At 50.5% G+C, this 13132-nt stretch carries 13 protein-coding genes; 5 read left to right on the top strand and 8 right to left on the bottom strand.

Going from position 1 to position 13132, the window contains the following annotated elements; genetic code table 11:
• Window positions 1–117: 117 nt before the first annotated feature.
• Window positions 118–1464, top strand: a complete 1347-nt coding sequence (gene mgtE, locus G445_RS0100700) for a magnesium transporter (RefSeq protein ID WP_022865658.1) — start codon at window positions 118–120, stop codon at window positions 1462–1464.
• 79 nt (window positions 1465–1543) lie between these two features.
• Here mgtE and G445_RS0100695 read toward each other — a convergent pair whose 3' ends face one another.
• From G445_RS0100695 to G445_RS0100665, 7 genes are all read right to left on the bottom strand, one after another.
• Window positions 1544–2803, bottom strand: a complete 1260-nt coding sequence (locus G445_RS0100695; RefSeq protein WP_022865657.1) for a lipid II:glycine glycyltransferase FemX — start codon at window positions 2801–2803, stop codon at window positions 1544–1546.
• Between the two features lie 104 nt (window positions 2804–2907).
• Window positions 2908–3132 (bottom strand): RNA-binding S4 domain-containing protein, encoded by a 225-nt coding sequence (locus G445_RS0100690; RefSeq protein WP_022865656.1) that lies wholly within the window; start codon window positions 3130–3132, stop codon window positions 2908–2910.
• A gap of 67 nt (window positions 3133–3199) precedes the next feature.
• Window positions 3200–3715, bottom strand: coding sequence for a VTT domain-containing protein (locus G445_RS0100685; RefSeq protein WP_022865655.1), 516 nt, complete (start codon window positions 3713–3715; stop codon window positions 3200–3202).
• 8 nt (window positions 3716–3723) lie between these two features.
• Window positions 3724–4170, bottom strand: coding sequence for a Fur family transcriptional regulator (locus G445_RS0100680; RefSeq protein WP_022865654.1), 447 nt, complete (start codon window positions 4168–4170; stop codon window positions 3724–3726).
• Entirely contained in the window at window positions 4133–4990 is an 858-nt protein-coding gene (locus G445_RS0100675; RefSeq protein WP_051126970.1) for a metal ABC transporter permease, read from the bottom strand. The genes G445_RS0100680 and G445_RS0100675 overlap by 38 nt, the downstream gene beginning before the upstream one ends.
• Before the next feature lie 16 nt (window positions 4991–5006).
• Window positions 5007–5711 (bottom strand): metal ABC transporter ATP-binding protein, encoded by a 705-nt coding sequence (locus G445_RS08890; RefSeq protein ID WP_022865652.1) that lies wholly within the window; start codon window positions 5709–5711, stop codon window positions 5007–5009.
• Between the two features lie 5 nt (window positions 5712–5716).
• Window positions 5717–6655, bottom strand: a complete 939-nt coding sequence (locus tag G445_RS0100665) for a metal ABC transporter substrate-binding protein (protein ID WP_022865651.1) — start codon at window positions 6653–6655, stop codon at window positions 5717–5719.
• A 328-nt stretch (window positions 6656–6983) separates the two neighbouring features.
• Here G445_RS0100665 and G445_RS0100660 point away from each other — a divergent pair, with 328 nt between their 5' ends.
• Window positions 6984–8381 carry a glycine--tRNA ligase gene (locus tag G445_RS0100660; protein WP_022865650.1) on the top strand — a complete coding sequence of 466 codons (1398 nt, stop codon included), beginning with the start codon at window positions 6984–6986 and terminating at the stop codon, window positions 8379–8381.
• Window positions 8382–9581 carry a YibE/F family protein gene (locus G445_RS0100655; RefSeq protein WP_022865649.1) on the top strand — a complete coding sequence of 400 codons (1200 nt, stop codon included), beginning with the start codon at window positions 8382–8384 and terminating at the stop codon, window positions 9579–9581.
• Window positions 9582–9774: 193 nt separating this feature from the next.
• Here G445_RS0100655 and G445_RS0100650 read toward each other — a convergent pair whose 3' ends face one another.
• Window positions 9775–10191 carry a PRC-barrel domain-containing protein gene (locus G445_RS0100650; RefSeq protein WP_022865648.1) on the bottom strand — a complete coding sequence of 139 codons (417 nt, stop codon included), beginning with the start codon at window positions 10189–10191 and terminating at the stop codon, window positions 9775–9777.
• Between the two features lie 318 nt (window positions 10192–10509).
• Here G445_RS0100650 and dusB point away from each other — a divergent pair, with 318 nt between their 5' ends.
• Both dusB and G445_RS0100640 read left to right on the top strand, forming a co-directional pair.
• Window positions 10510–11748: a tRNA dihydrouridine synthase DusB gene (gene dusB / locus G445_RS0100645; protein ID WP_022865647.1), complete on the top strand. Its 1239-nt coding sequence runs from the start codon at window positions 10510–10512 to the stop codon at window positions 11746–11748.
• A 57-nt stretch (window positions 11749–11805) separates the two neighbouring features.
• Window positions 11806–13047, top strand: coding sequence for a deoxyguanosinetriphosphate triphosphohydrolase (locus G445_RS0100640; protein ID WP_022865646.1), 1242 nt, complete (start codon window positions 11806–11808; stop codon window positions 13045–13047).
• Window positions 13048–13132: the final 85 nt, after the last annotated feature.

Below are 13132 nucleotides of genomic sequence, written 5' to 3'. Positions count from 1 at the left end.
TCATAATAAAGCTGGTTCGTCGAACTATTGATATGCCGGTTAGCAAGGATTAATGGGCCGGTTTACCGGAAAAAGATAGGCCGGTTCGCCGGAAAATACAACATAAGGAGGTCAACAGTGAGTGATGCCCTGGAGCTTATCGAAGAGTTATCAGAGGAGAAAATTAAAAACTCGGATTTTGATGGTCTCCGACGAATTCTTGCCAATACGCGAACTGGTCTCCTTATCGATTTAATAGAACGTCAGCCTCCCAAAGAAGCCGCGGTGATTTACCGCCTCCTTGAAAAAGGGCGAGCTCTCAACGTTTTCGAGGCTCTGGATTCGCGTCACCAAAAACTTCTTCTCGATGCGCTTCGTGCCAACGAAGTTACAGCGATTTTCGACGGGCTCGATCCTGATGATCGAGCAACCCTTCTGGAAGAAATGCCAGCGAAGGTTGCTCAGCGCATGTTGCGAGGCCTTCCCCGCAATGAACGCGAGTTAACGAGTTCGCTTCTGGGCTATTCCAAGGATTCCGTCGGGCGTTGGATGAGCCCGGAGGTACTTACCCTCCACCCCGACTACACGGTTGCTAAAGCCCTTGTTTTGGCAAAACAGGCTGCACGAGAAAAAGAAACAATTTATACTCTTCCCGTTGTGGATGCACAACGTGTCCTCGTGGGTGTTGTCTCCTTGCGTGACCTCATTATTGCCGATGACAATGCGCGCGTCGGGGATCTTATGGCGGTATCCGATTTCGCTTACACTCACGATAATGCGGAACGCGCGGCTCGTGAACAGTTGGATTTGAGCCATATCGCTATTCCGGTTGTTGATGCGGAACGTCGTGTTGTGGGTATTTTGACATTCGACGACGCTGCAGAAATTATTGATGCTGCCGATACCCAAGATAGTGCCCGTAGCGGTGCTGCTGAACCGCTCGGCCAGCCCTATCTGTCTACCTCGATTTTCGCCATTGTTCGTTCCCGAGTTGTCTGGTTGCTGGTTTTGGCGATTTCGGCAATCCTCACCGTCCACGTTCTTGATATTTTCGAGGCGACACTGGCTCAGGTTGTTACCCTTGCCCTCTTTGTTCCGTTGCTGACGGGAACCGGTGGAAATACGGGAAACCAGGCGGCCACAACCGTAACGCGCGCACTTGCTTTGGGCGACGTTCGAACGCGAGATGCCCTCGTTGTTGCCGGGCGAGAAATGCGCGTGGGTGCGGTTCTTGGGCTCACTTTAGGGGCCATTGCTTTTTTGCTGGGCACGCTTGTGTACGGCTATGAACTGGGTGTCGTGTTAGGCTTGACTCTTTTATCCGTGTGCACAATGGCCGCCACCGTGGGCGGAATTATGCCCATTTTCGCCAAAAAACTTGGTGCGGATCCCGCAGTCTTTTCCAACCCCTTCATTTCAACCTTCTGTGATTCCACAGGTTTGCTGATCTATTTCGGAATCGCTAAAGCAGTGCTGGGGATTTAAAGGTAATGTTCGCTACCTGGTTCGCTACCTGGTTCGCTACTGTTGCTTGCCCTATGTGCGTGAGATGTGGTTGCTTGATCTAGTTAACAACAGCGCCTAACGCCCTGCTCCACGGCCACAGACTTTTTTCATACATGCCAATAAACTGCTCAATATTGCCTCGCATTAAACGCTTAAATGCGAGGACGTGAGCATCGGACGCATTGTCGTCGTCGATGGAAGAAACACCGAAGGTGTTGTAGATGGACATGCCGTGATCGCAAGCCCACTTGAACAGAGCACGCTCTACGGGGTAATCTCGCGCGAACTCCACGAGGTCCTTATTCATGCCACCGAGCAGAAGAACGAGCTCTTTTCCGCACACGAAACCTAGCGCGGAATTGAGTGGAATATCGCTGTCACCAAGAGTTTCGGCGGTGTCGCGTGCGCATTTTTCGTCTTTGTCGAGTTGTTCAAAACGCTGGGTAATCTCATTAATTTCCCGGTTGCGCGCCTTTGTTTCTTTTCGTTCGTTGAGGATTGCGAGGCGTTCGCGAAGCGCCTCACGTTCTTCCTGAATTTGTTTGATATAGCGTGCCGCGGAGAAAAATGCGACACAGAGAAGCGCCTTATCCGGCCCCATGTGGTCCATTAGCGTTTTATATGTTTTCTGGGAGTTTTCGGACATTGCGTGCATATCTTCTGCACGGTTCGCTGTGGAGGTGTATAAATCACGGAAAATATCGAAATCTTTGGAGGTGAGCCACCGAACCTGAACACCGTACCCATCTTCTTTGCGGAAACGGCGACGCAAACCTTTAGCGAGTGTGGGGAGGGCTTCGTCGAAACTCATTCCCTCAATATCTTTTGTGTAGATAAATAGGGGTGGGTTATCGGGTGCTGGATGCTTATTTTGGTCGACGAAAGAGTAGCCACCCTGCGTCAAAAAATTGGTGACCTTTGTGGCTACAGAATTGTCTGCAACTTTTGTTGTGTCCTCATAAAAAGCGCGGGGAAGAATAGGTGAAATATGAAGGGAAAGAACACGAGGCTTTTTCCTCAAGTAACGTTGTAATCCGCTGAAGAAAGCCGTTACGTAATCCTTGCGTTCCCAGGTGAGGGTAGGGCCATAGAGAATATGGGCACGTTCAAAAAATTTTTTCCATGGCTGGTAATACATGAGCGCCGCACCGACGACGGTGTTCGTCGTCGTATCAATAAGCCCAACATAGTTGTGTTTGCGATGAAGCGAGGTATACGTTTTGCCCATGTCGGGGAGCTGGGAAATGAAATGTCGGGGTCCGCTTTCCATGAATTGTGTGTACTGCTCGGAGGTGAGAGGGGAAAAGATAACCGACATTTAGATACCTCATTTATGTTAAAGAACGAAACTACAAAAATACTAACTGTCAGGTTGGGGCTTGTGAAGCGTTCATAAAAAATATCTGTTTTATGAAACGTGCTTTAAATACCCACAACTCTGAAGCGCATATCCTCGTAAGGAGAATCAAGCAAACTCACTATATCACCCTCATTAAGGTTGTGTCGGCGTCGTGTTTCAACCTGGTTGTTGACAAGAATCTCGCCACTTGTAATAAGCTCCCGAGCCTCGCCACCCGTTTGAGCCAAGGAACACAATTTCACAAACTGCCCTAGGGTGATGGGGAGTTCGACCTCAACTTCGTACATGTAGTCTCCTCAAAAGTTACGGGGTAAGGATTGGCCACGCGAATCCTTACCTGATGTGGTTGTACTTTTAATCTTGAACTTTGCGTGAATTTGCCCGCGAGCGACTCCACACAATACAGCACGTCCCTATAATGAGGCAGGCAACAATTGCCACCCACGCCCACACACTACCAAGAATAGCTGCCCAGAGCGTAGCTAGCGCCACCATGCCAACCGTTGAATAAATGAGTGCCCAACCAATCCAGCCCGGGAAAGCCGCCGCAACAAAATGCCATCCTTTGACGCGGGCAAGCCCGGCGCCCACAAGAATCACGCTCTGCACGCCGATGGTGAAAAAACACAGGGTAATGAGTGGCCAACCACGTTTGGCGACCTTACGTTGGCCAGCTTCAAAACGGGGACTGCGCGCCCACGCCTGAATTTTTTGAGCAAAGGGACTTGAGGAAGAACGCTCTTTGCGTAACAAATATGTCGCGTAACGCCCAAGCCAAAACGTTGCAGAAGAACGCAAACTTACGACAACAAAAAGAAAAAGATAGATGAAAAGAAAGGATTTACCGGCTAAAAATGAAAAACTATCCACGGAAAAACCTACATTTCTGCGCCGACGTGTTCGGCGTTCGCCCGGGAGGTTTTTTGATGTTCGGTGGCACATTCAGCACAGTAGCCAATAAGTTCAAGGACATGCTCAACATCCGAAAAACCGTTGGCAAGAGCTGTCTGTTTTGCCCATTCCTCAATAATGCCTTCACCCGTGATTTCCACTGTTTTTCCGCAGGTTCGACAAATTAAATGATGGTGATGGTGATGGTTATCGCAGGAACGATAGAGCGTTTCGGTTCCCTCCTGAAGAGTATCTAAATATCCCTCCTCAGCAAGTGAGGAAAGTGTCCGGTAAACGGTTGCTAGACCTATTTTTCGTCCTTCTTTGAGAAGAGCGGTGTGTAAATCTTGGGCTGAAATGAAAGCATCCACATTATCAATGGCCGCAACAATTGCTTTACGCTGGATTGTTGATCGCGGTTTTGGCGCGTTCATGAACCCTCCTATGATTACGACGATAAACTGCTGAAATTAATGCGGTGAGTGCATATATGCAGATGAGAAGTACTGCAATCATAGCACCGGGTGAAGCAGACCAGTATAATGTAATAATTAAACCCGAAACGGAACTAACAACACCAATTGCCATAGAAAGTCGTTGAGTAGAGGCGACGGAATGGCACACAAGTTGAGCGGTTGCCACCGGAACAATCATCATGGCGCTCACCAGAAGGACACCTACAACCCTCATGGCAACAGCAACTGTGAGCGCTGCCGTCGTCGCGATAAGAACATTAAACAGGTGAACACGTAAACCGGAGGCGCGGGCAAAACCTTCGTCGTTCGTCACGGAAAAAAGGGGACCGCGCAGGCCAATACCAACCACCAACAAGAAGGCAGTTAAGGCAACGGTGTACCACATATCGAGGTTCGTGACAGTTGTAACGGAACCGAAGAGGAAGTAGTTGAGATTCGCGGTGGTGCCATCCACGAGAGAAATCAGTAGCACCCCGCAGGCGATTCCACCATAGAACAAAATGGCGAGCGCGGTATCTCCGGAAGTGTATCCACTGGAGCGAACCCATTCAATAATGAGGGCACCAAGAATACAGACAATGAGCGCGCAGGGAATTGTGTAGCGCGTGGAATCTCCGTGAAGCCAGACGCCGGCAATCCAGCCGATGGCAACACCAGTGAGAGCAATGTGGCCGATGCCGTCACCCATCAGCGACATTCCACGTTGGACAAGATAGCTTCCAATAATCGGGGCGCTGAGCCCAACAAGAAGAGCGACAACGAGGGAACGCAACATCATGGGGCTGAAAAGAAACTCATGAATAGACACGGCCTGCCTCCACTGTGATACGGCGTTGGACAAGATGCCCGAGTTCACCAACTTCATGCAAGACCATGGCGAGGGTGATGCCTTCACCATGTAACCGTGTGAGAATCGTTGCGAGTTCTTCGCGCGATTCACGGTCAATTCCTGCGAGGGGTTCATCGAGAACGAGAATGTCAGGTTTGCGGACAAGGGCTCGGGCGATAAGGACGCGGTGTTGCTGCCCTCCACTAAATACACGGACGGTATCGTTTGCGCGGTGTGCCAGGCCGACGGCATCCAGCGCTTCCATGGCTTTTGCGCGGGCTTTGCGTCCGCGATCCTTGAAAAGGTGTTTGCCCGAAATGAGGCCGGATTTTACCACCTCAAGCGCGCTTGCCGGGAGGGTTCCCGTATGTGTCATGTTTTGGGGAACGTAACCTACACGATTCCACTCTACTGCTGAACGAACCGTAATATCTTGCCCGAAAATTTTTGCGGTTCCCGTGTGGGGGACAACGCCAAGGAGCCCTTTAATCAGGGTGGATTTTCCTGAACCGTTGGGGCCAAATATACCCACAGATTCCCCTGAGGAGATACATAAATTTGCGCTGTGGATAATTTCGATGCCCGAGAGCGTAACACACAGGTTATCTGCTTCAAGTGCAGACACCTGTCCCACGCTCTGGTGCGGGGATGATGATAGGGGGGTTATCATAGATGTTATTCACATTGAAGATTCGAGTGGAGGCTCTCTAGATTAGCACGCATTCCCGCAATGTAGCCTTTCTTCGTCGTATCTGATTCCATGGCGTCCAGTTTCGCTGTTTTCGCCCCGACTTCTTGGGCAAGAGTTTCGGCAGCCTTGGGCGACGAAAGAATTTCGGAGAAAATAACGGTGGATTTGTAGTCCTTCATGCGCATTTTGATTTCGCGCAGATTTGCGGGGGAGGGATCGCTATCGGGGTCCAGGCCGGTGATGGGCAGTTGGACGAGCTTGTAGCGGTCTGTGAGGTAGCCGAAGGCGGCGTGCGAGGATACGATAGCGCGTTCTTTACATGTTGCAAGTTTGGCTGAGAAATCGGCATCGAGCTGTGTGAGTTCGTCCTCGATTTTTTTCGCGTTCGCTGCGTAATCGGCGGCGTGATCTGGATCCATTTTCGATAGGGCGTCGGTAATACGTGCGGCAACTTTCTTCATTCGTACCGGGTCAAGCCAGAAATGCGGGTCGATTTGGGCTTCGCTACCTTTTCCATGATTTGTCCAGGCACGTGCTTGATCGGGGTGGCTGACGAGTTCCGCGTCGATAGAAAGGTCCACGGATTTATCTGTTCCCAGGGAGGTGAGTGCTTGATCGAGTGAGGGTTGGAAACCTTTGACGTAAAACACCACGTCTGAGGCGGAAAGTTTGGAAACTTCCTTGGGTGAAAATTCGTAATCGTGGGGTTCTACGTTGGTGGGCGTAGCAGAGGTAACGGTAACGTGTTTTCCACCAATATTTTCGACGAGCCATTTAATAGGGAAGAACGAAGCGGTTGCTTTGATTTTTGCGGGATCCTGTGAAGTGGTTGATGAGGGTGAGGACGCCGAAGAACCGGAGCATCCTGCAAGTAGGGTGAGAGAAACGACAAACAGTGCGCTAAGTTTTTTGAAGATATTCACAGTCTAAGTGTACTCGAGTGATAATCATTGTCAATTAGGGGTTTATTGGCTGGGATGCGAGGATGTTTTACATTTGTTGTGCGTGGTGTGATGGGTTATATATTTGGTGAGTAGAGTTTGTTGCCACAAGGCGATCTGTGTGGAGATTACACGTAACAGGCCTCCGTCGAAAATGTGTAGGAGTCTCGTGCATGTAGTCAGTGGTGTAGGGGATGCTTCACACCCGTCGAACTATGGAAGACAACTTAATCCTTGTAGAATTGGGATAGTTTGCGCGTCAATCCGGGCGCGTAAGCGCCTTGGGCGCATCAATGTGAAAGGACAGAAGTTGGCTAAGGCTACTCCATCACGTCTTGATAATGTTATTTCCCTTGCGAAACGTCGCGGTTTTGTTTTTCCAGCCGGTGAAATTTACGGTGGTACGCGCAGCGCCTGGGATTACGGGCCGTTGGGGACAGAACTGAAAGAAAACATTAAACGCCAGTGGTGGCGCTTCATGGTTCAAGGGCGCGATAACGTTGTTGGCCTGGATTCCTCAATTATTTTGCCACGCGATGTGTGGGTTGCCTCCGGACATGTGGGTGTTTTTAATGATCCCCTTATTGAATGTTTGTCCTGCCACAAGCGTTTCCGTATGGATCAGCTCCAGGAAGATGTTGCGGCGAAGAAAAATATTGACGATCCCGACAGCATTACCCTCGATTCCATCGGTTGCTCGCATTGCGGGACGAAGGGGCAGTGGACGGAACCTCGCGATTTCAACATGATGCTGAAAACCTATCTTGGTCCTGTGGAGGACGAATCTGGCTTGCACTATCTTCGTCCCGAAACGGCGCAGGGCATTTTCGTGAACTTCCTTAATGTCCAAACAACGTCGCGCAAAAAACCGCCCTTCGGTATTGGGCAGATTGGTAAATCTTTCCGTAACGAAATCACTCCCGGAAACTTCATTTTCCGCACCCGCGAATTTGAACAAATGGAGTTGGAATTCTTCGTGAAGCCGGGTGAAGATGAGGAATGGCACCAGTATTGGATTGATCAGCGCCTCGCCTGGTATAAGGATTTGGGAATTCCTGAGGAAGATTTGCGCCTTTACGAACACCCGCAAGAAAAGCTGTCCCACTATTCCAAGCGCACGGTCGATATTGAGTTCCGTTTCGGTTTCCAGGGCGGAGAGTGGGGAGAGCTCGAAGGTATTGCAAACCGCACAGATTTTGATCTTTCTACCCACACTCAGCATTCCGGTAAGGATTTGAACTATTTCGATCAGGCATCTGGCGAACGTTACACTCCGTATGTTATTGAGCCTTCAGCAGGGCTTACCCGTTCCCTCATGGCATTCCTTGTCAGCTCCTATGTGGAAGATGAGGCGCCAAATACGAAGGGTGGGGTGGATAAACGTACGGTTCTTCGCCTCGACCCGCGCCTCGCGCCGGTTAAAGCGGCTGTTCTTCCGCTCTCGCGTAAAGAAGAATTAACACCGACCGCCAAAAAACTTGCCGATGACTTGCGTCAATTCTGGAATATTGATTACGACGAGGCAGGTGCCGTGGGGCGCCGCTACCGTCGTCAAGACGAAATCGGCACGCCCTTCTGTATCACCGTTGATTTCGACACCCTCGACGATAATGCGGTAACAATTCGCGATAGGGACACGATGGAGCAGGTGCGTATTCCTCTTGACGGTGTACGTGACTATTTGGCAACAAAACTTGTAGGTTGCTAAATGCATCGTCATGCGCATGCAACAGAACAAGCGCCCCTGCCACCCGAGATTCGAACGAAGGTGGCACGGGCGCTTGCCTGTATCGTCGTCCCTTTAGCGTTGGCGACTCTCATTGGATTGGTGATGCTGTGGCCACGCGGCGAGAGCATTATCGGCTCCCTTCCCGCCAGTAGCGGGACATCCCAGGAGGTTTCCGGCGTGATTACCCATGTGGGGAAAACCTCCGATATTGGGGAAACTGATGTGCGCATGAGTGTGGACGGAATTGAGGTTCCACTTCATGTTTCGGCGGAAATCGTGGCCTCCGGCATGGCTGTTGGCGACCACGTCAAGGCGCGTTTCACCCCGCAGCCATCTGGCACCGCGCTGCCTTCGTCGCCCTCACAACCCAGCGCAATACCGAGCTATATTTTCGCCGATTATGAGCGTTCCAGCCCCCTCCTCATTCTCACGATTCTCTATATTGTGGTGATTGTTAGTGTTGCCCGCGTGAAGGGACTCGCGGCGCTCGGCGGGCTGTCACTTTCCCTTCTTGTGGTGGGTTTCTTTATGATTCCTGCGCTCGCTTCGGGAGAAAACGCGATGTGGGTGATTCTCACGGGGGCCTCGGCGATGATGTTCGCCTCCATTTATTTGGCGCACGGCATTTCTATTCGCACCACGACGGCTGTTATCGGAACGTTCTGCGGCTTGGTGATTACCGCGGCGCTGGCCACCTGGGCTGTAGGCGCCCAAAATCTCTCCGGAGCTGTAGGCGAGGAAAGCATTCAACTTTCGTGGACTCTGGGTGGCTTAAATATGCGTTCACTTCTCTTGGCAGGTATGGTTCTTGCCGGTTTGGGTGCCTTGAACGACGTCACCATTACCCAAGTTTCGACGATTTGGGAGCTTCACGCAGAATCGCCATCAACTCCACGCCGGCGCTTATTTATGAGGGGGATGGCTGTTGGACGCGACCATATCGCCTCAACTGTCTACACTCTTGCCTTCGCGTATGTGGGCGCCTCCCTGCCGCTACTGATTTTGGCGTCGATGTACGATAGGCCGGTGCTTGATCTTGTGCAACTGGAACTTATAGCGGAGGAAATAACACGGACGCTGACAACCTCAATTGGTCTTGTTTTGGCGATTCCGTTAACGACGGCGGTTGCCGCCATGCTTGCCTCAGTTGCTCCCACCCGTGCGAGAAAAACTACATGATGTTGATGATGGCGATATCGTCGTGAAGTTATCCCGCCCGTGCGGGAAAAGATTGTAGGAGGTGTGTGCCCCTCAGTCCATTATTGTGTTGCTCCCGCCTGTGCGGGAAAAAACTTCGAAAAACTAGAAAAGACTAGAAAAGACTAGAAAAGACTAGAAAAGACTAGAAAAGACTAGAAAAGACTAGAAAAGACTAGAAGTAACTCGCTTCGATGTCCTTGATGATGGCAACTTTACGGTATCGTTCAATATCTTCATTGCTGGGTGCCAGAGGCGTTTCAAAATGTCCGTTGGCGAGCTCGTAGGAAGCATAGTATTCGTAGATTCGCGCGCGTTCTTCCTTGCTCAAGCTATCTCCCTTAAAATCAGGAGCTTTATCTATGGCGTCTTTTTCAATAGCAAGCGTGAGGTGCCTGTTTGTCAGAGAAGATCCACGAAGCGGCACAATTCGGGTTTTACCCAAAATGAAACCAGTTTCCACGCGAATCATAATAGGTTCTTGGCTGACGGCGTCCAGAAAAACATCGGTTATTTCGCCGATACTTTTTCCGTGAATATCAAGTGGTTCAGCTTCAAGAATGTCATGAATATGAATGCGAATGGATTCCACGGCTCCTCCTCTATTGGGAGATATACAATTCGCTGTTAATTTTACACCCGGAGTTTAAAGTGTCTTGTATGTTCATCGGGTGTTGAAATATATACAGTCTTTTGTGCGTGTATGTACGACGGATGTTCGACGGACGACTGCCCACCTTCCCAGTTGTAACACTCATAGAACATGCATTTCACAGCGAATCAAAGTTCGAGCAAAAAATAGTGAGGGAGAAAGAAGCTAAACTTAAGAACGACGAAAGGTACCTTTTCGATACAGTTTTTCGTCGAAACCATCGTCGTACCACTAACAAGGTTTTACGTGAGAGGATTTATGGACGCTACGGCTACGTTTCGGGGTATTCACCTCGGTGATCTTTACGTTGCAACTCCGGTGATGTTGGCTCCAATGGCCGGCGTTACGAACCCGCCCTTTAGGCAGTTATGCCGTGAAGAGGCGGAAAAGGGCTTGCGCGCGGCAGGATATCACCCCCTGAAGGAGGAGCATATTCCCGGAACTTTCGCCCCTGCTGGTTTGTGGGTGTGCGAAATGATAACGTCAAGAGCCCTTGTTGAACGGGAACGTCAAACAATGACAATGATTGAACCCGATCCCTTGGATCCCGTGCGCTCCATTCAACTCTATGGTGTGGAACCTAAAACCGTGGCCGCAGGAATTCGCATGTTGATTAGTGAAAACCGTGCTGATCATATTGACCTCAACTTCGGGTGTCCTGCGCCCAAAGTTACCCGCAAAGGGGGAGGCTCAGCTCTTCCGTGGAAACTTGATTTGTATGAGGAACTGGTTACCCGGGCAGTGGAGGCGGCTCGCGAAGCCTCTAAAGATCGCGATTTCACTATCCCCGTCACCATTAAATTCCGCATCGGAATCGATGGCGATCATGAAACCTTCAAAGATACAGCGCGAATCGCGGAAGATGCCGGCATAGTGGGTTTCACCCTTCATGCTCGAACTACCGCACAACACTACGCAGGCCAAGCTCAATGGCAATATATAGCCGATCTTGTGGGGCAAACAGCCCTTCCTGTGCTGGGAAATGGCGACATATTCGAAGCCGAAGATGCCAAACGTTGCATGCAAGAAACCGGATGTTGCGGAGTTGCCGTGGGAAGGGGCGCTCAGGGGCGTCCCTGGATTTTCCACGATATAGCAGCAATGATGCACGGAAGCGATGCCTTGCGGTTACCTGGAATACGGGAGGTCGCCGAAACGATTATCCGCCATGCGGAACTCTCTATTGAACATTTCCACGACGAAAACCGTGCAATGCGTGAACTGCGCAAACATATTGGATGGTATTTACGCGGATACGCTGTGGGAGGTGCGCAAAGGCAAACCCTGGGGCTTGTATCCACGCTCGACGAGCTTAAAGAACGGCTCGGAGAACTAGATCTCAACCAGGGATTTCCGGACGCCGCTCACGGCGCTCGCGGTAGGGCAGGGCGTGAAAAACAGCCACGCCTGCCGGATGGATGGTTGGATTCTCGCGAACTAAGTGAGGCTCAGGCGGCAAAAATTCATGAGGCGGAAGTAGATGTTGATGGTGGTTAAAAGTCGGGCTGAGGTTGAAGGAAAACGATTCCATGGCAAAGCATAAGGAGGCTCGCAATGTATTCTGATGCAGATAGGCAACGGTGGGTTCACGAACCACCTAAATCACGTTCACGCACAGACTTTGAAAGGGACCGGGCGCGGGTTCTTCATTCGTCAGCATTGCGCAGACTCGGGGCAAAAACCCAGGTTTTAGGCCCCGAAACAGACGATTTTGTTCGCACACGGCTTACCCATTCCTTGGAAGTAGCACAAATCGGACGTTCTTTTGCCACACATTTTGGATGCAACCCGGATATTGTGGAAACAGCGTGTCTGGCTCACGATTTAGGGCATCCTCCTTTCGGGCACAACGGAGAACAGGCGCTTAACGATATAGGGAAGGACATTGGCGGTTTTGAAGGAAATGCACAAACCCTGCGGATTCTAACCCGCCTGGAACCAAAAAGAATGACAGATTTAGGGCGTCCGGCAGGGCTCAACCTCACGCGCGCCACCCTGGATGCAGTCATAAAATATCCGTGGCCTAAAGGGGAGCATCCACATGATCCATCGTCGCCAAAATTTAACTATTACGAAGATGATTCCGATGTTTATGAATGGATACGTCAAGGCCAACAACCCGAAAATAGTACACATAAATGCATAGAAGCCCAAATTATGGATCTATCGGACGATATTGCCTACTCAATCCACGATGTTGAAGACGCAATCGTACGAGGCTTCCTCAACCCCGCACTCCTTCGCAACCCCGAGGAACGCGAACGCATTATTGAAGAAACGCTCGCATGGTATGCATATCCCAGCAAAGACTCGCTATGCCAGGCAATGATGAGGCTACTAGTAGAAGAAGCCTGGCCTACCGAATTCCGTGGCACATACAAGGATTATGCGATTGTCAAAGATCTCACCTCTGATCTTATTGGTCGATTCGTCAACTCGGTTCGTCGTGCAACCATACGAGAATATCCCGGAGAAGAACTCATACGTTACAACGGTTCCCTGGTTATCCCTCAAGAAACAGAGGCAGAAATTGCGGCGCTTAAAGGAATAGCAGTCGCATATGTTATGGGCGTAAAATCGCGCCAACATATATATCTGGAACAGCGCGCCATGATTTTCGATCTCGTCGACGCACTGAAAAATAATCCGAAAGAACTTGAACCACACCTACGCGAACACTGGGGCGCGGCGGACGAAGCCGGACGAAAACGCCTTGTCATCGATCAAGTCGCATCGCTGACAGACCTCTCCGCCAGACTCTGGCATTCGAGACTCTGCGGAATGCTACGTCACTAGGAACATATCGGACAGTTACCGAACGAGTGGTGAATGCTAAATAATGAAGAAAATGACAACCTATCGCGTCGTTACCGTCGTACAT

Origin of the sequence: Actinotignum urinale DSM 15805 (genome assembly GCF_000420445.1) — a bacterium.
Taxonomy (GTDB): Bacteria; Actinomycetota; Actinomycetes; order Actinomycetales; family Actinomycetaceae; genus Actinotignum; species Actinotignum urinale.
This window is presented reverse-complemented; position numbering and strand designations above follow the sequence as displayed.